Here is a 21,256-nt window from a genome sequence, read left to right on the forward strand (position 1 = left end):
TGAGAGGCCGTATCAGCTGGTAAGGGTGCGGGTGCACACGTGCGGATGTGCACTTATCACGGTACGCCGTGTTTGGCGCACCCGTTTCCCGTCAGTCCTCGCTCTCACCCTGCCGGGACGCCGCCTCGGCCGCCTTCGCCGCCGCGCTCCCCGGACGCTTGCGAGCCACCCAACCCTCGATATTCCGCTGCTGGCCACGGGCCACGGCCAGCGAACCGGGCGGCACATCCTTCGTGATCACGGACCCGGCGGCGGTGTAGGCACCGTCCCCGACCGTGACAGGAGCCACAAACATGTTGTCCGAACCCGTCTTGCAGTGCGACCCGACGGTGGTGTGGTGCTTGTGCTCCCCGTCATAGTTCACGAACACGCTCGCCGCGCCGATGTTCGTGTAGTCACCGATCGTCGCATCCCCCACGTACGACAGATGCGGCACCTTCGTGCCCTCACCGATCGACGCGTTCTTCGTCTCGACGTACGTCCCGATCTTGCCCTTGGTGCCGAGCCGGGTCCCGGGCCGCAGATACGCGTACGGCCCCACGGACGCCTGCGGGCCCACGACCGCCCCGTCCGACACCGTGTTGTCCACCCGGGCCCCCGCGCCCACCTTCGTGTCGGTCAGCCGGCTGTTGGGCCCGACCTCGGCACCCTCGCCCAGGTGCGTGGACCCCATGAGCTGCGTGCCGGGGTACACGACGGCGTCCTGCTCGAAGGTCACGGTCACATCGACCCACGTGGTCGCCGGGTCGACGATCGTGACGCCGTCCAGCATGGCCCGGTTCAGCAGCCGCTCGTTGAGGATCCGCCGGGCCTCGGCCAGCTGCACCCGGTTGTTGATCCCGGCGATCTCGCGGTGGTCGGCGGCCACGGAGGCGCCCACCCGGTGGCCGGCCTCCCGCAGGATCCCGAGGACGTCCGTGAGGTACTCCTCACCCTGGCTGTTGTCCGTCCGCACCTTCTTCAGCGCGTCCGCGAGCAGCGCGCCGTCGAACGCGAACACCCCGGAGTTGATCTCCCGGATCTCCCGCTGCGCCTCGGACGCGTCCTTGTGCTCCACGATCGCGGTGACGGCACCCGTCGCCTCGTCCCGCACGATCCGGCCGTAACCGGTCGCGTCCGGCACCTCGGCCGTGAGCACGGTCACGGCGTTGCCGTCGGCGCTGTGTGTCCCGGCGAGCTGCTTCAGCGTGTCGGCGGTCAGCAGCGGGGTGTCCCCGCACACGACCACGACGGTCCCGTCCACGGCCCCGCCCAGCTCCTCCAGGCCCATCCGTACGGCGTGCCCGGTGCCGTTCTGCTCCGCCTGGACCGCCGTCCTGGTGTCCGGGTCGATCTCGGCGAGATGCGCGCTGACCTGCTCACGGGCGTGGCCGACCACGACGACCAGGTTCTGCGGGTCCAACTCTCGGGCGGCGGCCAGCACATGGCCGACGAGGGAGCGGCCGCAGATCTCGTGCAGGACTTTCGGTGTGGCCGACTTCATACGGGTGCCCTCACCCGCTGCGAGAACGACGACGGCGGCCGGGCGGATGGCGCTCACGGGGTTGCCCTTCGGCTGTGGAGGGTGGGGGTGACAGCCGCAGGATACCGGGGCGGGTTCGGGGGGATATGAGTGCGGGCCCTGACGGGTGGTGTCAGGGCCCGTGAGCGAGCAGCTCCCCCATCAGGATTCGAACCTGAACTTAAGGGACCAAAACCCTCAGTGCTGCCTGGTTACACCATGGGGGATGAAACTCGGCTGAACCGGACATTCGGTTAGGTCGCCGAGTCGGCACCCAACACTATGCCGTACCGAGCGCCTCCCATGCGACGGTACAAGTCGGCGCTTTGGTGACGGAGATGGCCGGGCGGCCCTGACAGGTCCCCCCGTAAAGTCACCGGAAGAGCCGTACCCCTCGCCCGTAGGCTGGAGGTATGACCACGACGGGGGAAGACCACGCCAGGGGGCTGACCGGCCCTTGGTGGTGGCCGCGGCGGCGTAGTGCGGTGTTCGACGGGGCGCTCGCGCTGGTGTCCGCCGTGGAGTGTGCGGCGGAGGGCATTCCGTTCGCCCGGGAGGCGGGGATCCCGGCGTCGGTGGGGATCGTGTTCGGTCTGGTCGCGGGTGCGGTGCTGTTGGTGCGCCGGAAGTGGCCGATCGCGGTGGTGCTGGTGTCGATCGCGGTCACGCCCGCCGAGATGGGTTTCCTCATGGGCGTGGTCGGTCTGTACACGCTGGCGGCGGCGGAGGTGCCACGGCGGATCATCGGTGCGCTGGCGGGGATGTCGCTGCTGGGGACGGCGGTGGTGACGTTCGTGCGGGTCCGGCAGGACATGGCGCGCGGGGATCTGACGCTGGGTGACTGGTTCGTGCCGTTCGCGGCGGTGACGACGGCGTTGGGGCTGACGGCTCCGCCCGTGCTGCTGGGTCTGTACGTGGGGGCGCGGCGGCGGTTGATGGAGAGCCTGCGGGAGCGGGCGGACAGTCTGGAGCGGGAGCTCCAGCTGCTCGCGGAGCGGGCGGAGGAGCGGGCCGAGTGGGCGCGTAACGAGGAGCGGACGCGGATCGCCCGGGAGATGCACGACGTGGTCGCGCACCGGGTGAGTCTGATGGTGGTGCATGCCGCTGCCCTGCAGGCGGTGGCACGGAAGGATCCTGAGAAAGCGGTGCGGAACGCGGCCCTGGTGGGGGACATGGGGCGGCAGGCGCTGACCGAGTTGCGGGAGATGCTCGGGGTGCTGCGGGCCGGGGAGGACGCGGGCCGGCGCGCTGTGGGGGTGCCGTTGGCGGCAGTCGGAGAGGCGGCTGCGGCGGCGGCCGCGGAGGCGGCGTCGCGGGCCGCCGAGGAGGCGGGTGCGGCGGAGGGGCCGTGTCTGTCGGAGCTGGAGGAACTGATCGGACAGTCGGCTGCCGCGGGGATGGTGGTGGATCTGTCGGTCGAGGGGGAGGTGCGGTCGTACGCGGCGGAGGTCGAGCAGACGGCGTACCGGGTGGTGCAGGAGGCGCTGACGAACGTCCACAAGCACGCGGCGGGGGCGAAGACGCACGTGCGGCTCGCGCACCGGGTGTCGGAGATCGCGATGCAGGTGGAGAACGAGCCGCCGCCGGAGCCTGCGTCGGCGTCGGCGGCGGGGTTGCCGTCGGGTGGGAACGGCCTGGTGGGGATGCGTGAGCGGGTCGTGGCGCTGGGCGGTGTGTTCGTGTCGGGGCCGACGGATGCCGGGGGTTTTCGGGTGTCGGCGGTGATCCCGGCGGCGTAGGCGCCCGCTGTCCGGTTCAGCCGGCGGTGAGGCGTACGGGGGGGATGCCGGTGATCAGGGTGGCGAGGGCGTGGTCGATGTCGGGGCCGAGGTACCAGTCGCCGGTGTGGTCGATGGTGTAGACGCGGCCTTCGGCGTCGATGGCGAGGAGGGCGGCGGTGTCGGTCTCCTCGCCGAGGGGGCACAGTTCCGTGCCGAGGGCGCGGCCGAGGTCGCCGAGGGTGCGGGCGAGGTGGAGGCCGTGCAGGGGGTCGAGGTGGAGAGCGGCCGGGGCGATCTGGCGGCCGGGACCGCCGGGGGTGATGGTGAGGCCGCCGAATTCGGCCCAGGCTTCGACCGCGGCGGGGAAGACGGTGTGCCGGTGTCCGGCGGGTGAGGTGTGGGCGCGGAGGGCGTCGGCCCAGATCTCCGCCTGCTTTATGTCCCAGCGTCCGGGTTGCCAGCCGGCGGCGCGCAGGGCGGCGTCGACGGGGACGGGGAAGCGGGATAGGGGTGCCCCCTGCTCGAACGGAGTGGAGAGCTTGGGGGACGAGGTGCGGTCGGGGTGCATCTGCCCTTCGATCGTCGTGCCGGCGGGGTCGTGCGGGGGGTGGTGGTTCAGGCGTCGGGTGCGGTGGGGTCGACGATGCGGACGCCGAAGTGGGCGCTGAGGGCGGTGCAGGCGCGGCAGGGGGTGGCGAAGCTGCCGTGGAGGGGGTCGCCGTCCTCGCGTATGCGGCGGGCGGTGAGCTTGGCGTGCTTGAGGGCTTTGCGGGCTTCGCCGTTGGTCATGGGTCTGCGGGCGGCGCGTTTGCTGCGGGCGGCGTCGGCGGTGGCGATGTGCCGGGAGATGAGGATGGTTTCGGCGCAGCGGCCGGTGAAGCGGTCGCGTTGGGCGCTGGTGAGGGTGTCCAGGAAGTCCTGGACGAGGGGGTGCAGGGCGGGGGGCTGGTCGCTGCGGGCGGCGGTGCCGGTGAGGGTGGCGCCGCGGACGGAGAGGGCGGCGGCCACGGTGGGCAGGATGCCGTCGCGGCGGTGACGGAGGGCGGGGGCGGGGGGTGTGTCGGTGCCGCTCCAGTTGATGCGAGGGTCGCCGGCCCGCACGTCGGTACCTCCGGTCTGCAAGGCGTTCATGATCGTTGTTCCCTCCCCGGGCATCCCCCCGAAGGACACAGGGTGCCAAATGCCGTGGCTGGTGCGGAAGCTGGGGCGGTGCGACACGCCCGTTCAGGGCGTGGCGTGACGGTGGGGTGACGGCTGGTCACGGGGGTGGGCCTGTGGGGTGCGCGGGGTTGTGGTGGGCCGGTGACCGGGGTGCGCGTACCGCATAGGCTGTCGCCATCCGCGATCGACACCGCCGTTCAGGCCCAAGACAACGCCGCAGGGGGCAACCGCCATGACGACAGGTCGGCTCGGGCTGGGGGCACCGCCCAGCGGCCACGCTGGGGGACAAGCCGCGCCGCCGAACTCGGCCTATGCCGGGCAGGTCGTGCACTTTCCGGATCCGGTCCGGGCGGCACGTCACCCGAGAGGGGTACGGGTCGATGAGCGGGGTTACCCGGATTTCTCGCCGTACGCGCGCGTGGCGGTGGAGATCGCCGAGCCGCCGGAGGGCTTCGGCGTCGACGAGTTGCGGCTGACGGACTACGTGTCGGCGAACGCGGCCTTGGCGGCGGCGGGGCACGAGTTGTGGGACACGGTGCCGGACGTGGCGACGCCGCACGGCTGGACGTGGCATCACGTGGCGGGGACGCGGCGGCTGGAGCTGATCCCGGTCGAGGTGAAGGCGCTGCTGCGGCATCACGGCGGGGTGGCGACGGCGCCGGTGGACCACGGCAAGCGGGGTACGCGGCCGTTGCAGGAGTCGCGGCCGGCGCACTTCGGGCTGCCGAAGTCGGGTGTGGCGGTGACGGAGGCGCAGGTGCAGGGGGTCGAGGAGGACCTCGGGTACCGGCTGCCGGGTGCGTACCGTTCGTTCCTGAAGGCGGCGGGCGGCTGCGCGCCGGTGGGTACGGCGCTGGACGCCGAGCTGGGTCTGCTGGTGGACCAGCCGTTCTTCACGGTGCGGGACGAGGCCGCGGTCAACGACCTGGTGTATGTGAACAAGTGTCTGCGTGACCACCTGACGAAGGATTACCTGGCGGTGGCCTTCGTGCAGGGCGGGCTGCTCGCGGTGAGGGTGAAGGGCGAGCGGCCGGGTTCGGTGTGGTTCTGCGCGTACGACGATGTGCGGGACGTGGACCCGTCGTGGTCGCCGGCGGAGCGGGTGGAGCGTCTGCTGCTGCCGTGCGGTGACGACTTCGACGTCTTCCTGTCCCGGCTGGCCGGCAGTCCGCCGGAGCTGGACACGGTGGCGCAGCTGATGGTGGACGGCGGTTTCGCCCGTGTCGTCCCGGTGACTTCCGGTTCGGCGTCTTCCGGCCCGGTGGGGGAGTGAGCTGGCGATGGTGACCTACGCGCAGGCGCAGGAGCGCGCCGAGGAGTGGATCAACGGCGATGTGCCCGCGTACCAGCATCGCGAGGTGCGGGTGCGGGAGTTCGAGCTCGGGTTCGTGGTGTGGGGCGAGGACCGGGCGGAGGGCCCGCGTTCGGACGCGGGCGGCCAGCGGCTGGTCATCGCCCGGGACAGCGGGGAGGCGACGCTGTGGCCCGCGCTGCCGGTGGGAGAGGTGATCCGCCGGTACGAGGAGGAGTACGGCCGTGCGGAGGAGCCGCAGGACGCGGTTCCGGCGCCCGCGGCGGCTCGCCTGGACCTGAACCAGACGTCGTTCCTGCTGACTCCACCGGAGTGGTTGCAGGAGGCGGCGGACAAGCTGGGGATCGGGGAGCGGCGGCCGGAGAGCACGGAGGCGGGCACGGGAGCGGGGGCTTCGGCCCCGGTTCCGGGCGCGGCGGCTTCGGTTTCTGATGGGGGGTCGGCTCCGGGCGCGGCTTCTCCGGGCGCGGGCGGTCTGGCGCAGACGCAGGCCGGTCCGTCGGGGGCGGCTCCTCCGGCGGACGTGCCCGCGGGGGCGACGCCCTGGGCCGGTACCGACACCAACGCGGAGACCGGCGACGAGGACCGTTCCGTGCCGCTGCCCGCGACGGTGTTCGCACCGCCGCTGAGCGAGGTGGACGACGCGGCGCCGCGCCCGCCGGCAGTGGCGCCGGACGCGCCGACGGCATTGATGTCGGGCGGCAGCCAGCTGCCGCCGACGGCGGTCGCGCCCGCGCTCGACCTGCCGGGCGCGCCGGGCGCCGGCCAGGGCGGCACGCCCCCGCCGGTGCCCGGTACGCCCCCGTACGGCCATCCGCAGGCACCCGCGGCTCCGGGCACCCCTCCGCAGGGCGTGCCGCCGTACGCTCCGCCGCAGGGTGCTCCGCAGGGCAGCACGCCGCCGCCTCCGCCGCAGGGTGCTCCGCAGGGCAGCACGCCGCCGCCTCCGCCGCCGGGTGCCGCGTCGTACGGCTATCCGCAGGGGAGTACGCCGCCGCCTTCGGCGCACGGTGCTTCGCAGGGGAGTACGCCGCCTCCGCCGCAGGGTGCTCCGCACGGGAGTACGCCGCCTCCGCCGCCGGGTGCCGCGTCGTACGGCTATCCGCAGGCGCCGGGCGGTGCGTCGGACACGCCGCCGCCGGCGGGGCCGGGTGCGCCCGGGCGTCGGCTCGCGCCGAACGCCGGGGACATCGCGGACGCCGCGACGAGCAAGGCCGCGCCGCCGCCGAAGAAGGCGCGCGGTGGAGTGGGTGCGCCGCCTCCTCCGCCGGGGGCCCCGGGTACGCCGGGTGCGCGCCCGGGGAGTGCGACGCCGCCGCCCGCGCCGGGTGCGCCCGCGGGTGGCTACGTGCCGACCCAGCTCATGTCGTCGCTCGGGCCGGAGGGGTCTGAGGACCAGGGCGGTACGGGTACGCCCGCCGGTCCGGGGAGCGCGGAGGGAGCGCAGGCGCCCGGCGCGCCGAACACTCCGGGCGCCCCCCAGCCGCCTGCAGCGCCCCCGGGCAACGTGCACCATGCGGCCACGGTGCTGGCTGATCCGAGCCAGCTGGGCGGGGGTGCGCCGCAGGCTCCGGGTGGGCCGGGTGCGCCGCAGCCTCCCGCTGCTCCCGGTGTTCCGGGCGCGCCGCAGCCCCCGGCTGCCCCCGGTGCCCCTGGTGCGCCGCAGCCCCCGGCCGCCCCCGGCGCTCCCGCCGCCCCCGCCGCCCCCGCCGCCCCCGGTGCCCCCGGCGCCCCCGGCGGTGGTCGCGGTGCCGTTCACCACGCCGAGACCATGCTGGCCGCTCCCCCGGTGGCCGGTCCCGGTGCACCTCCGCCCCCGCCGCCCGCCCCCGGCGCGCTCGGTATGCCGGGCGCCCCTGGTATGCCCCCCGGCGCGCCCGGCGCCCCCGCGGCCCCGGGTGCTCCCGGTGCCCCCGGCGTCCAGCCCCCGATGCCGCCCGGCGCGATGCCGCCGCCGGCGGGTGGGCCGGTGCCCGGGCCGGGATCGGCGTACGGGTACCCGCAGCAGGGGCAGCCGACGGTCGGGCCCGGTTACCAGGCCGTGTTGCGCTACCGCGCCCAGGACGGCTCCGAGCAGCAGCTGATCCGGCGTTCGGCGCCGGGCACGCCGCACCCGGAGTGGCAGATCTTCCACGAGCTGCGGGCCATGAACGTGCCGCCGGACCAGGTGCTGGAGCTGCACACGGAGCTGGAGTCGTGCGCTCTGCCGGGTGCCTACTGCGCGCGGATGATCCGCGAGCAGTGGCCGCAGGCGCGGATCACGAGCATCGCGCCGTACGGCACGGACCACGCGAGCCGGCAGCAGGGCATGCAGCAGTTGCTGGCGCATCAGGGTGAGTTGCACCAGGTGGCGGACGGTCCCGCGCGGCCCGCGCCGGTGCGGGCGCCGTTGCCGCCGGTGCAGCCCGCGCCGCCCGTCCCGCCGGAGGGCATCGCGCAGGAGCTGGCCGCGGCGTTCGGGCCGGGGGTCTTCCGGTTCGACCAGCAGGCGGTGTCCCGGCAGGGGGTGCCGCCGATCGTGGCGCACACCCTGGTCGTCGCGGGGCTGCCGCTGGACATGGGCCCCTTCTTCTGGGCGCAGGCGCAGCCGGGCCGCCCGGTGCCGACGCTGGCGGAGCTGGCGGCGGAGCGCGGGGTGCAGCCGGCGGCGGACGCGGGGTCGTACCTCGTCATGGGGACCGACTTCGGCAAGGCGATCTGTGTGCAGTACGGGACCGCGAACATCGTGGCCGTGCCGGTGGAGGCGGGGCCGGGCGGTGCGCCGGTGCCGCCGCAGTTCGTGAACACCGGGCTGCCGGAGTTCGCGCGGTGCCTGGCGCTGCTGGGCCGGATGTGGCGCCTCAGGTACGGGCTGAACCAGGAGCAGGCGGGCCGCTGGACCGTCGACTTCCAGGCGCAGCTGGCCGCCCTCGACCCGGCGGCGCTCGGTTCGCCGGAGAGCTGGTGGTCGGTGCTGCTGGAGCAGATGTGGGACGGGTTGTTGTAACGCACCCGATGCAGCGCTCCCGATGGAGAGCACCCGCTGCAACGCCGTCGGGGGGGGGGGGGGGGGGGGGGGGGGGGGGGTGGGGGGGGTTTTGTGGAACCACACCGGAGAGATTCCTCCGGGGGGAAACCCCCCCCGAAACTCCCCGGGCCCCCCCCCCGCCCACCCGGAAAGGCCCCGACGTGTTTCCGGGGTGGCCGTGACGTCACTGCGGAGTGTCGCGTTATGACTGCCCACGTCCGATCCATCAAGATATGCGCGAAATCATTATGTCGTGTATGTCCGGTCCGTTTAGTCCGTTGGAGAGGGGTCCCCAGGGTGAGCAGCGCATCGGTGCCGACGCACGGCTTCGTGACCGTCCGGGGGCGTGGCTACCGCCCCGACCAGGTCGACGCGTTTCTGGAGGCGCTGTCCGACGACCGGGACGCCGCCTGGGAGCGTGCCGCCCGGCTGACCGTGCTCGCCAAGGACATGGAGGCGGAGGTCGTGGAGTTGCGCGAGGCCGTCGCCCAGCTCGCTCCGCCGACGTACGAGACGCTCGGGGACCGCGCCCGGCGCCTGTACCGGCTGGTGCTGGAGGAGGCGGCGGACCTGCGGGAACGTACCCGGCGCGAGGCCCAGGAGGAGGTCGAGCGGGCCCAGGCGCGCGCCGGGCGGCTGCGCCGGGAGACGCAGGAGGCGGCGGACGCGCTCCGCGCGGAGGCCGACGAACACGCCCGCAGGACGCTCCTGGCCGCGCAGGCCGAGGCCGACGCCATTCGCGTCGGCGCCCGGCGCGCGGTGAAGGCCGGGCGCGCCGAGACCCTCGCGGTGCTGCGCGAGGCGCGGGAACGCGCCACCGGCGTGCTCGCCGAACAGTCCCGGGAGCACGCCGCGCAGTGGGACGAGGCCGAACGCGCGGACGCCGAGCGGACGGCCGCGCTGGACGCCCGGTACGCCGAACGGATCAGGCAGGCCGAGGCCGCCGTGGCCGAGGCGGAACAGGCCCTCGGGGAGGCGGAGGAGTCCGCGCGGCGCTCCCAGGAGGAGGCACGCGCGCGTGCCGCCGAGATCATCGCCGACGCGCGCGTGCGCGAGGAGCGCATCGCCCGGGAGACGGAACGGGTGCTGCGCGAGCACGGCGAGGTCTGGGACGACATGCAGGCGCACATGGACTCCGTACGCGACAGCCTCATCACCCTGACCGGCCGGGCTGTGCTGGAGTAGCGCGGGCCGGATACGCCGTCACCTCCCCTTGCGCACCGCCCCCGCCAGGATCCACCCCTCCACCGCCTCGTACTGGTGCCGCTGCTGTTCCGCTTTCGCGCGGCCCGACAGCACCGTGCCCAGCCAGCCGAAGAGGAAGCCGGCCGGGATGGAGACGATGCCGGTGGTGGTGAACGGGAACCAGGTGAAGTCGGCGTCCGGGAACGCCGACACGGGCGAGCCGGAGACGAGCTTGGTGCCCGGCATGAGCAGCAGCACGGTCAGCGAGCCCCCGATCAGCGTGGCCAGGAGCCCGCTGCGGGTGTAGCGGCGCCAGAAGAGGCCGTAGACCAGGGCGGGGGCGAGGGCCGAGGCGCCCAGGCAGAAGGAGAGCGTGACCAGGGGCTGCAGGCTGTGGTGCTGGACCAGGGTGGCGAGCAGGATCGTCGGTATCCCTACGGCGAGCGCCGAGACGCGGGCCAGGGTCATCTCGCGGCGGGCCGGCATCTCCTGCACCCGGGCCGCGAACACGTCGTGCGCGAGGGAGTTGGCGCAGGCGAGGATCATTCCGGCCACCGAGGCGAGCACGGTCAGGAAGATGGCGGTGGTGACCAGGGTGAACAGGAAGGTCTCCGCCGTCGTCACCTCGGCGCCGAACACCGCGCGCGAGCCCAGCAGGTACGCCGTGTTGCCCTGCGGGTCGGCCGCCGAGACCGCCGTACGCCCGAGCAGGGCCGTCGCGCCCAACCCCACCACGGTGATGACGAGGACGAACAGGGCGACCAGCGACACCGCCCAGGACATCGAGCGGCGCACCTGGCGGGCGCTGGAGGCGGTGTACATGCGCATGGTGATGTGGGGCAGGCAGGCGCCGCCGAGGACGACGGTCAGCTCGGAGGCGATCATGTCGACGCGGGCGGCGGGCGTGGTGCCGAACTGCAGCCCGGAGTGGAGGAAGGCGGGTCCGGCGCCGCTCTGCCGGGCGGCGGCGGTGAACAGGGCGCCCGGGTCCCAGTCGAAGCGGCGCAGCACCAGGAGGGCGACCACGGCGCCCGATCCGAGCAGCATCACGATCTTGACGATCTGGATGAGCGCGGTGCCCTTCATGCCGCCGATCGCCGCGTAGGCGATCATGAGGATGCCGAGCCCCACGACGCACCCGGTCTTCAGGGACTCGCCTGTGAAGCCGAGGATGAAGGCCATCAGCTGTCCGGTCCCGGCCAGTTGGACCAGCATCAGCGGCAGCAGCGCGGCGATGGTCACCGCGCACGCCGTGACGCGCACGCAGCGGCCCGGCAGCCGGCGGGCGAGCGCGTCGCCCATGGTGAACCGGCCCGCGTTGCGCAGCGGTTCGGCCAGCAGGAACATCATCAGCATCAGCGACAGCGCCGTACTGAGGGCGAGGACCACACCGTCGTAGCCGCACAGGGCGATCACTCCGCCGGTGCCGAGGACGGTGGCGGCGGAGATGTAGTCGCCGGCGATGGCGAGGCCGTTGCGCAGCGGGGAGAGGGAGCCGTAGCCGGTGTAGAACTCGTCCAGGTCGTCCTGGTCGGGGCCGGTCATCACGCACAGCAGCAGGGTGACGGTGGCGGCGGTGGAGAAGGCGACCAGCGACATGGTCTGCGCGGAGTCGCTGAAGCCGGTGAACCCCGGGGCGGCGGCGCCGGTCATCGCGTCGCTCCCCGCCGCGCGTCCAGTTCGGCCTGCCGGCGGATCCGGTCGGCGAGCGGGTCGACGCGCCGGCGCGCGGTGTGCTCGTACAGGGCGATCGCGAGCCACGTGACGGGGAGTTGGAGGAGGGCGAGGAGCAGGCCGGCGGGGATGCCGTCGGCGACGGTGCTCGTCATGACGCCGGGGGCGTACGCGGACAGGATCAGGAACAGCGTGAAGTAGCCGAGCGCGGTGAGCGTGGCGGTGCGCCGCTGCCAGCGGTAGGCGCTGCGCAGCACCCGCAGGTCGCTGTGGTGGCCGAGGGGTTCACGGGGCGGCCGGCGGACCGGAGGGACGGGTTCGGGCGGTGCGGGCGGCTGCCAGGGGTAGGTCGGGTACGACGGGGACGACGGCTGTGCGGCGTGCGACGGGTACGACGGGTGCGGCGTGTCGTAGGACATCCCGGGGCTCCTTGCGTGGCTCGGGTCCGTGGCGGCGGACCGCAGGGAGGTGGGGGAGCTGAGCCACGCACGCTACTCGCGAGGTGCGACCCGCGCGGCGTTTTCACCGAACTGGCCGGTCGGTATGCGCTTTCCCCGCGAAAACGGGTCCGACCTGGGGTGTTACCCGCGTTAACCCTTCCGGGTTCAGTCCTGGAGCACCGGGAACCGCCGGGGCGCCACCAGCAGGAGCACGACGAACGCCAGGGCCGCCGCGGCCGCCGCCCCCAGATAGACCGCCTGCACCGCCTCCGCGATGGCCCGCCGGGTCGCCTCCGGGGCCGTACCGGCGTCCAGCGCGCGCGTGACGGAGTCCAGGTCGCCCGCCCCGCCGAGCCGCGCGGCCAGCACCCCGTTGGCGACGGCGCCGAACAGGGAGGCGCCGAGGGTCTGGCCGGTCTGCCGGCAGAACAGCACCGACGCGGTCGTGGTGCCCCGCTCCGACCAGCCCACGGTCGACTGCACCCCGATGATCAGCGGCAGCTGGAACAGGCCCAGCGCGCCGCCCAGCAGCAGCATCAGCAGCATCGGCTGCCACCACGACCCGGGGTACGGCAGGAACGGGAACGCACACAGGATCAGCGCCGCCAGGCCGATACCGAGCAGCGCGGTGTCCCGGAAGCCGATCCGCCGGTAGACGTGCTGGCTGAACGCGGCCGACACCGGCCAGCTGAGCGTCCACACCGACAGCACGAACCCGGCGGTCACCGGGGCCAGTCCGAGCACCGACTGCGCGTACGTCGGCAGGAACACAGAGGGCGCCACCATCAGCAGGCCCAGCGCGCCGAGCGCCAGATTGACGGCCGCGATGGTCCGGCGCCGCCACACCCACCCCGGAATGATCGGATCCGAGGCCCGTCGCTCCACCCACACCACCACGGCGGCCAGGGCCAGGCCCGTGCCGAAGAGGGCCAGCGAGGGCACCGACAGCCACGGCCACGCGACCCCGCCCTGCACCAGCGCGGTCAGCAGCACCCCGCCGCACGCGAACACCGCGAGCGCGCCGGCCCAGTCCACGCGCGCGTGGCGGGCGCTTTCCCGCTCCGGCTCGTGCAGGTGACGGACGATCAGCCACAGGGCGGCGGCACCGATCGGCAGGTTGATCAGGAAGATCCAGCGCCAGTCCGCGTACGCGGCGAGGACGCCGCCGAGCCCGGGACCGGCCACCGCGGACACCGCCCACACCGTGGACAGCTTCGACTGGATCTTCGGGCGCTCCGCCAGCGGGTAGAGATCGGCGGCCAGCGTCTGCACCGTGCCCTGCAACGCCCCGCCGCCCAGGCCCTGCACGATCCGGAACGCGATCAGCGCGCCCATGTTCCAGGCCACGGCGCACAGCAGCGAGCCCAGCAGGAACACGGCCGCGCCCACCACCAGCACCGGCTTGCGGCCGAAGGTGTCGGACAGCTTGCCGTAGACGGGGAGCGTGACGGTGACGGCGAGCAGATAGCCGGAGAACAGCCACGAGAAGACGGAGAAGCCGCCGAGGTCGCCCACGATCTGCGGTACGGCCGTGGAGACCACGGTGGAGTCGAGTGCCGCCAGTGCCATCGCCAGCATGAGCGCGGCGACCACCGCACCCCGCCGCCGGGTGTCCTGCCGCCGTTCGGTTCCGCCGCGTATCGCCGGTGTCGTGCTCCCCACCGCAATCCCTCCCGTGCTCCCCGCCGGAAGCTACCCAGGTGCCCCCTGCACCTATGTCCGGGACGACAGCTTCCCACGGGCGGCGGAGTTGACCCTGACGCGGCGGAAGGGTGGAGGCTTTCCGCACCGAAGGGTGGAGGCGAGCCCGAGAACGGCTCCACCCGGCGGTGGAGCACCCCTAGGGGTTCCTCCGCACAACGGCTCGGGGAGGGTTCGTCCCGGCGGAGGACGAGACCGGCCGGGGTCCGTCCTTAACCTGGCTCTACGCCGCTGGGGGGCGGCGGACCGCACCGGCGGGGGTGGGGTTTACCCCCCGGAAAGACGGGGCTTCGCACCAGCGCGCGAGGCCCTCCCCGACCGCGAGACTCATCGACGTACCCAGAACGACGTCCCGGGAGACCGGGCGCTCCGCACCGATCTGCAACCCGACATAGGAGATATACCGTGACATCGGCTGTGACCATTCCCAGGCACGGGGGCACTGGAGGGCCTACGGCCGTTGCCGCGCGGGCGCGGCAGGTCGTGAAGGCGTACGGGTCCGGCGAGACCCGCGTCGTCGCCCTGGACCACGTGGACGTGGACATCGCCCGGGGCCAGTTCACCGCGATCATGGGCCCCTCCGGGTCCGGCAAGTCCACCCTGATGCACTGCCTCGCCGGCCTGGACACGGTGACGAGCGGTCACATCCACCTGGCCGACACCGAGATCACCGGCCTGAAGGACAAGAAGCTCACCCAGCTGCGCCGGGACCGGATCGGCTTCATCTTCCAGGCGTTCAACCTGCTGCCGACGCTGAACGCGATCGAGAACATCACACTCCCCATGGACATCGCCGGCCGCAAGCCCGACCGGGCCTGGCTGGACCGCGTGGTGGAGACCGTCGGGCTCGCCGGGCGGCTCAAGCACCGCCCCACCCAGCTCTCCGGCGGCCAGCAGCAGCGCGTCGCCGTGGCCCGCGCGCTCGCCGCCCGCCCGGAGATCATCTTCGGGGACGAGCCGACCGGGAACCTCGACTCGCGCGCGGGCGCCGAAGTACTCGGCTTCCTGCGCCGCTCGGTGGACGAACTCGGCCAGACCATCGTCATGGTCACCCACGACCCGGTGGCCGCCTCCTACGCCGACCGCGTGCTCTACCTCGCCGACGGCCGGATCGTCGACGAGATGTACAACCCGACGGCCGATCAGGTCCTGGACCGCATGAAGGACTTCGACGCCCGGGGGCGTACGTCATGACCGTCCTGAAGACCTCGATGCGCAACTTCGTCGCGCACAAGGGCCGCATGGCGCTGTCGGCGGTCGCGGTCCTGCTGTCGGTGGCGTTCGTGTGCGGCACGCTCGTGTTCACCGACACCATGAACACCACCTTCGACAAGCTGTTCCAGGCCACCTCGTCGGACGTGCAGGTCAGCGCCAAGGGCTCCTCCGACACCGGGGAGACCACCTCCCGCACCGGCAAGCCGCCCGTGCTGCCCGCCTCCGTGGTCGGGGAGGTCCGCACGGCCCAGGGCGTCAGGTCGGCCGAGGGCACGGTGTTCTCCACCTCGGTGACCGTGATCGACGCCGACAAGGACAAGCTGTCGCCCAGCAGCGGCGCGCCCACCATCGTCGGCAACTGGAACGGCAACGACGCCCGCACCATGGAGATCACCTCCGGTACGGCGCCCAAGGGCCCGGACCAGGTGATGATCGACGCCGACACCGCCGACAAGCACGGCCTGAAGCTCGGCGACGAGATCGGCGTGATCACGGCCGTCGGTACGCACCACGCGCACGTGTCCGGCATCGCCGCCTTCAAGGTCACCAACCCCGGCGCGGCCATCTTCTACCTGGACACGAAGACCGCCCAGCAGACCCTCGTCGGCCGGACCGGTGTCTACACCAACGTCAACGTCATGGCCGCCAAGGGCGTGACCGACGACCAGCTGAAGAAGAACGTCACCGCCGTCCTCGGACACGACTACAAGGTGCAGACCGCCAAGGAGGTCGCCGACGCCAACCAGAAGAACGTCCAGAGCTTCCTGAACGTCATGAAGTACGCGATGCTCGGCTTCGCCGGGATCGCCTTCCTCGTCGGCATCTTCCTGATCATCAACACCTTCTCCATGCTGGTCGCCCAGCGCACCCGCGAGATCGGCCTGCTGCGCGCCATCGGCTCCTCCCGCAAGCAGGTCAACCGGTCCGTGCTGGTCGAGGCGCTGCTGCTCGGCGTGCTCGGCTCGGTGCTCGGCGTCGGCGCGGGCGTCGGCATCGCGATCGGCCTGATGAAGCTCATGGGCCAGATCGGCATGAACCTCTCCACCGACGACCTCACCGTCGCCTGGACCACCCCCGCGCTCGGCCTGCTCCTCGGCGTGGTCGTCACCGTCCTCGCCGCCTACCTGCCCGCCCGGCGCGCCGGCAAGGTCTCCCCGATGGCCGCCCTGCGCGACGCGGGCGCCCCGGCCGACGCCAGGGCCGGCGCCGTCCGGGCCGTGATCGGCCTGCTCCTGACCGCCGCCGGCGGCTGGAGCCTGTACGTCGCCGCCACCACCGACGAGGCCAAGACCGGCTCGGGCTGGCTGGGCCTGGGCGTGGTGCTCACACTCATCGGCTTCGTCGTCATCGGCCCGCTGCTCGCCGCCGGACTGGTCCGGATCCTCGGCGCGGTCATCCTGCGGGTCTTCGGGCCCGTGGGCCGCATGGCCGAGCGCAACGCGCTGCGCAACCCGCGCCGCACCGGCGCCACCGGCGCCGCCCTGATGATCGGCCTCGCCCTGGTGGCCTGCCTGTCGGTGGTCGGCTCCTCCATGGTGGCCTCCGCCACCGAGCAGCTGGACAAGACCGTCGGCGCGGACTTCATCGTCCAGGAGGACAACGGCCAGGTCATCAACAAGCAGGCGGTCCAGGCCGTCAAGGACACCCCGGGCCTCGCCCGGGTCACCGAGTACAAGGTCCTGGACGCCTCCCTGACCACGCCGGACGGCCGCACCACCAGGAACGAGACGATCAACGCGGCCGACCCGACCTACGCGCGGGACGTGCGCACCGAGACCGTCGCCGGCACCCTCGCCGACGCCTACAAGCCCGACTCGATGTCCGTCTTCGAGGGCTTCGCCAAGGACCACGGCATCAAGCTGGGCTCCACGGTCGCCGTCCACTTCAAGGACGGCCGCACGGCCAGGCTGACCGTCCGCGCGATCACCAGCGACGAGGCCGTCATCGACAAGGGCGCGATGTACGCGTCCATCGCCACGGCCGCGAAGTACATCCCCGCCGCCGACATGCCGCTGGACGACCTGCTCTTCGCCACGGCGGAGGACGGCCGGGAGAAGACCGCCTACACGGCGCTGAAGTCGGCCCTGCACGAGTTCCCGCAGTACACCGTGCGCGACCAGACCGACTACAAGCAGGAGCTGAAGGACCAGATCGGCCAGCTGCTGAACATGATCTACGGCCTGCTCGCCCTCGCGATCATCGTCGCGGTCCTGGGTGTCGTGAACACCCTCGCCCTGTCCGTGGTCGAGCGGACCCGGGAGATCGGCCTCATGCGGGCCATCGGCCTCTCCCGCCGCCAGCTGCGCCGCATGATCCGGCTGGAGTCCGTGGTGATCGCCGTCTTCGGCGCGCTGCTGGGCCTCGGCCTCGGCATGGGCTGGGGCGCCACCGCCCAGAAGCTCCTCGCCCTGGAGGGCCTGAACGTCCTGGAGATCCCCTGGCCGACGATCACCGGCGTCTTCGTCGGCTCGGCCTTCGTGGGCCTGTTCGCCGCGCTGATCCCGGCGTTCCGGGCGGGCCGGATGAACGTACTGAACGCGATCGCGACGGACTAGCCAAGCGGGCTGGGCCGACGGCCACCGCATACGGGGGTTGCGGAGGAGGATCCGGTGCCGGGGAGTCCTGGGGGACTTCCCGGCACCGGGTTTCCGCGCTGTGCGGTCGCCCGGGTTGTCCACAGCCTCCGCCCCGCGTTGTCCACAGCCTCCCGCACCGCCGCCCGCACCGTCGTACGCTGGACAGCCCCGGCCCGTCGTTCGAGTCGGGCCCTTCGTGTTGCCGACCCCCTGGACGGAAAGCCCCTCCATGAGCCTGCACGGTCTGCTCGACGCCGTAGTCAAGGACCCCGCCCTCGCGGAAGCGATCCAGGCGGCGGCGGACGGCAACCGCCCGCACATCGACCTCGTCGGTCCCCCGGCCGCCCGCCCCTTCGCGGTCGCCGCCCTGGCCCGCGAGGCCGGCCGCCCGGTGCTGGCGGTCACCGCGACCGGCCGCGAGGCCGAGGACCTGGCCGCCGCCCTGCGCTCCCTGCTGCCCGAACAGGGCGTCGTGGAGTACCCCTCCTGGGAGACCCTCCCGCACGAGCGGCTCAGCCCCCGCAGCGACACCGTCGGCCGCCGCCTCGCCGTCCTGCGCCGCCTCGCCCACCCCAGCCCCGACGACCCCGAGACCGGCCCGGTCTCCGTCGTCGTAGCACCCGTCCGTTCCGTGCTCCAGCCGCAGGTCAAGGGCCTCGGCGACCTGGAACCGGTAGCGCTGAGGACCGGCCAGACCGCCGACCTGAACGACGTCGTGGAAGCCCTCGCGGCCGCCGCCTACGCGCGCGTGGAGCTGGTCGAGAAGCGCGGCGAGTTCGCCGTACGCGGCGGCATCCTGGACGTGTTCCCGCCCACCGAGGAACACCCCCTGCGCATCGAGTTCTGGGGCGACGACGTCGAGGAGATCCGCTACTTCAAGGTCGCCGACCAGCGCTCCCTCGAAGTCGCCGAGCACGGCCTGTGGGCACCCCCGTGCCGCGAGCTGCTGCTCACCGACGACGTCCGCGCACGCGCGCGTGCCCTCGCCGAGGAGCACCCGGAGCTGGGCGAGCTGCTGAACAAGATCGCCGAGGGCATCGCGGTCGAGGGCATGGAGTCCCTCGCCCCGGTCCTGGTGGACGACATGGAGCTGCTGCTCGACGTGCTGCCCAAGGGCGCCATGGCCGTCGTCTGCGACCCCGAACGCGTCCGCACCCGCGCCGCCGACCTCGTCGCCACCAGCCAGGAGTTCCTCCAGGCGTCCTGGGCGGCCACCGCCGGCGGCGGCGAGGCGCCGATCGACGTCGGCGCCGCCTCCCTGTGGTCCATCGCCGACGTCCGCGACCGCGCGCGCGAGCTGGACATGATGTGGTGGTCGGTGTCCCCGTTCGCCGCCGACGAGGAACTCGACACGGACACCCTCAAGCTCGGCATGCACGCCCCCGAGAGCTACCGCGGCGACACCGCGCGGGCCCTCGCCGACACCAAGGGCTGGCTCGCCGACGGCTGGCGCACGGTGTTCGTCACCGAGGGCCACGGCCCGGCCGCCCGCACGGTAGAGGTCCTCGGCGGCGAGGGCATCGCGGCCCGCCTCGACTCCGACCTCGGCGAGCTGAGCCCCTCCCTCGTGCACGTCTCCTGCGGCTCGATCGAGTACGGCTTCGTGGACCCGGCGCTGGGGCTCGCCGTGCTCACCGAGACCGACCTGTCCGGCCAGCGCGCAGCCGGCCGCGACGGCACCCGCATGCCGGCCCGCCGCCGCAAGACCATCGACCCGCTCACCCTGGAGCCGGGCGACTACATCGTCCACGAACAGCACGGCGTCGGCCGCTACATCGAGATGGTGCAGCGCACCGTCCAGGGCGCCACCCGCGAGTACCTGGTCGTGGAGTACGCCCCCGCCAAGCGCGGCCAGCCCGGCGACCGGCTGTACATCCCGACCGACCAGCTCGAGCAGATCACCAAGTACGTCGGCGGCGAGGCACCCACCCTGCACCGCCTCGGCGGCGCCGACTGGACGAAGACCAAGGCCCGCGCGAAGAAGGCCGTCAAGGAGATCGCCGCCGACCTGATCAAGCTGTACAGCGCGCGCATGGCCGCCCCCGGCCACGCCTTCGGCGCCGACACCCCCTGGCAGCGCGAGCTGGAGGACGCCTTCCCCTACGCGGAGACCCCCGACCAGCTCACCACCATTGCCGAGGTGAAGGAGGACATGGAGAAGTCGGTCCCCATGGACCGCCTGATCTGCGGCGACGTCGGCTACGGCAAGACCGAGATCGCGGTGCGGGCCGCCTTCAAGGCCGTACAGGACGGCAAGCAGGTCGCCGTACTCGTCCCCACGACCCTGCTGGTGCAGCAGCACTTCGGCACGTTCTCCGAGCGGTACGGGCAGTTCCCGGTGAACGTGCGGGCGCTCTCCCGCTTCCAGACCGACACCGAGGCCAAGGCCGTCCTGGAGGGCCTGAAGGACGGCTCGGTGGACGTCGTCATCGGCACCCACCGCCTGTTCTCCTCGGAGACCAAGTTCAAGGACCTGGGCCTGGTCATCGTCGACGAGGAGCAGCGCTTCGGCGTCGAGCACAAGGAGCAGCTGAAGAAGCTCCGCGCCAACGTCGACGTGCTGACGATGTCCGCGACCCCGATCCCGCGCACCCTGGAGATGGCGGTCACCGGCATCCGCGAGATGTCCACGATCACCACGCCCCCGGAGGAGCGCCACCCGGTACTCACCTTCGTCGGGCCGTACGAGGAGAAGCAGATCGGCGCCGCCATCCGCCGTGAACTGCTCCGTGAGGGCCAGGTCTTCTACATCCACAACCGCGTCGAGTCCATCGACCGCGCCGCGGCCAGGCTCCGCGAGATCGTCCCCGAGGCGCGCATCGCGACGGCCCACGGCCAGATGTCGGAATCGGCACTGGAACAGGTCGTGGTCGACTTCTGGGAGAAGAAGTTCGACGTGCTGGTGTCGACCACGATCGTGGAGTCCGGCATCGACATCTCCAACGCCAACACGCTGATCGTGGAGCGCGGCGACACCTTCGGCCTGTCCCAGCTGCACCAGCTGCGCGGCCGCGTCGGCCGGGGCCGCGAGCGCGGCTACGCCTACTTCCTGTACCCGCCGGAGAAGCCGCTGACGGAGACCGCCCACGAACGGCTGGCGACCATCGCCCAGCACACCGAGATGGGCGCCGGCATGTACGTCGCGATGAAGGACCTGGAGATCCGCGGCGCCGGCAATCTGCTGGGCGGCGAACAGTCCGGGCACATCGCGGGCGTCGGGTTCGACCTGTACGTACGGATGGTCGGCGAGGCGGTCGCGGACTACCGCCGGCAGCTGGAGACCGGCGAGATCGAGGAAGAGGCGCCGCTCGAGGTCAAGATCGAGCTGCCGGTCGACGCGCACGTCCCGCACGACTACGCCCCCGGCGAGCGGCTGCGCCTCCAGGCGTACCGGGCGATCGCCTCCGCCAACAGCGAGGAGGACATCAAGGCCGTCCGCGAGGAACTCACCGACCGCTACGGCAAGCTGCCCGAACCGGTGGAGAACCTGCTGCTGGTGGCCGGGCTGCGGATGCTCGCGCGCGCGTGCGGCGTCGGCGAGATCGTCCTGCAGGGCACCAACATCCGCTTCGCGCCGGTGGAGCTGCGCGAGTCGCAGGAGCTGCGCCTCAAGCGGCTCTACCCGGGCACGGTCATCAAGCCCGCCGTGCACCAGGTGCTGGTCCCGCGCCCGAAGACCGCGAAGGTCGGCGGCAAGCCGCTGATCGGCCGGGAACTGCTGGCCTGGGTCGGTGAGTTCCTCACCACCATCCTGGGCTGACGG

Annotated in this window: 13 protein-coding genes; 7 read left to right on the top strand and 6 right to left on the bottom strand. The window is 72.7% G+C overall.

Annotated features, from left to right (window positions below):
* Window positions 1–91: 91 nt before the first annotated feature.
* Entirely contained in the window at window positions 92–1,540 is a 1,449-nt protein-coding gene (gene glmU, locus ACZ4U1_RS10985) for a bifunctional UDP-N-acetylglucosamine diphosphorylase/glucosamine-1-phosphate N-acetyltransferase GlmU (protein WP_467902082.1), read from the bottom strand.
* A 374-nt stretch (window positions 1,541–1,914) separates the two neighbouring features.
* Here glmU and ACZ4U1_RS10990 point away from each other — a divergent pair, with 374 nt between their 5' ends.
* On the top strand, window positions 1,915–3,240 hold the full coding sequence (locus tag ACZ4U1_RS10990; RefSeq protein ID WP_467902083.1) for a sensor histidine kinase: 1,326 nt from the start codon (window positions 1,915–1,917) through the stop codon (window positions 3,238–3,240).
* A 16-nt stretch (window positions 3,241–3,256) separates the two neighbouring features.
* Here ACZ4U1_RS10990 and ACZ4U1_RS10995 read toward each other — a convergent pair whose 3' ends face one another.
* Window positions 3,257–3,790, bottom strand: a complete 534-nt coding sequence (locus tag ACZ4U1_RS10995; RefSeq protein ID WP_467902085.1) for an SUKH-3 domain-containing protein — start codon at window positions 3,788–3,790, stop codon at window positions 3,257–3,259.
* Between the two features lie 47 nt (window positions 3,791–3,837).
* Window positions 3,838–4,353 (bottom strand): YwqJ-related putative deaminase, encoded by a 516-nt coding sequence (locus ACZ4U1_RS11000; RefSeq protein ID WP_467902086.1) that lies wholly within the window; start codon window positions 4,351–4,353, stop codon window positions 3,838–3,840.
* 262 nt (window positions 4,354–4,615) lie between these two features.
* Between ACZ4U1_RS11000 and ACZ4U1_RS11005 the strand changes: the two genes are divergently transcribed.
* The 3 genes from ACZ4U1_RS11005 (at window position 4,616) to ACZ4U1_RS11015 (ending at window position 9,887) form a co-directional block, all read left to right on the top strand.
* Window positions 4,616–5,656, top strand: a complete 1,041-nt coding sequence (locus ACZ4U1_RS11005; protein ID WP_467902087.1) for an SMI1/KNR4 family protein — start codon at window positions 4,616–4,618, stop codon at window positions 5,654–5,656.
* A gap of 7 nt (window positions 5,657–5,663) precedes the next feature.
* Window positions 5,664–8,681 carry an SUKH-4 family immunity protein gene (locus tag ACZ4U1_RS11010; protein WP_467902088.1) on the top strand — a complete coding sequence of 1,006 codons (3,018 nt, stop codon included), beginning with the start codon at window positions 5,664–5,666 and terminating at the stop codon, window positions 8,679–8,681.
* Window positions 8,682–8,999: 318 nt separating this feature from the next.
* Window positions 9,000–9,887, top strand: a complete 888-nt coding sequence (locus tag ACZ4U1_RS11015) for a DivIVA domain-containing protein (protein WP_467902090.1) — start codon at window positions 9,000–9,002, stop codon at window positions 9,885–9,887.
* 18 nt (window positions 9,888–9,905) lie between these two features.
* Here ACZ4U1_RS11015 and ACZ4U1_RS11020 read toward each other — a convergent pair whose 3' ends face one another.
* The 3 genes from ACZ4U1_RS11020 to ACZ4U1_RS11030 form a co-directional block, all read right to left on the bottom strand.
* Complete coding sequence (locus ACZ4U1_RS11020) at window positions 9,906–11,540, bottom strand: sodium/solute symporter (protein WP_467902092.1); 1,635 nt, start codon at window positions 11,538–11,540, stop codon at window positions 9,906–9,908.
* Window positions 11,537–11,980, bottom strand: coding sequence for a DUF485 domain-containing protein (locus ACZ4U1_RS11025; RefSeq protein WP_467902094.1), 444 nt, complete (start codon window positions 11,978–11,980; stop codon window positions 11,537–11,539). Before ACZ4U1_RS11025 ends, ACZ4U1_RS11020 begins: the two co-directional genes overlap by 4 nt.
* A 186-nt stretch (window positions 11,981–12,166) precedes the next feature.
* Window positions 12,167–13,663 (bottom strand): MFS transporter, encoded by a 1,497-nt coding sequence (locus ACZ4U1_RS11030; protein ID WP_467902096.1) that lies wholly within the window; start codon window positions 13,661–13,663, stop codon window positions 12,167–12,169.
* A gap of 444 nt (window positions 13,664–14,107) precedes the next feature.
* Between ACZ4U1_RS11030 and ACZ4U1_RS11035 the strand changes: the two genes are divergently transcribed.
* From ACZ4U1_RS11035 to mfd, 3 genes are all read left to right on the top strand, one after another.
* Window positions 14,108–14,896: an ABC transporter ATP-binding protein gene (locus ACZ4U1_RS11035; RefSeq protein ID WP_467902098.1), complete on the top strand. Its 789-nt coding sequence runs from the start codon at window positions 14,108–14,110 to the stop codon at window positions 14,894–14,896.
* Window positions 14,893–17,472: an ABC transporter permease gene (locus tag ACZ4U1_RS11040; RefSeq protein WP_467902100.1), complete on the top strand. Its 2,580-nt coding sequence runs from the start codon at window positions 14,893–14,895 to the stop codon at window positions 17,470–17,472. Before ACZ4U1_RS11035 ends, ACZ4U1_RS11040 begins: the two co-directional genes overlap by 4 nt.
* 250 nt (window positions 17,473–17,722) lie before the next feature.
* Window positions 17,723–21,253: a transcription-repair coupling factor gene (mfd, locus tag ACZ4U1_RS11045; protein WP_467902101.1), complete on the top strand. Its 3,531-nt coding sequence runs from the start codon at window positions 17,723–17,725 to the stop codon at window positions 21,251–21,253.
* Window positions 21,254–21,256: the final 3 nt, after the last annotated feature.

The organism is Streptomyces sp. NPDC028928, from assembly GCF_055564915.1.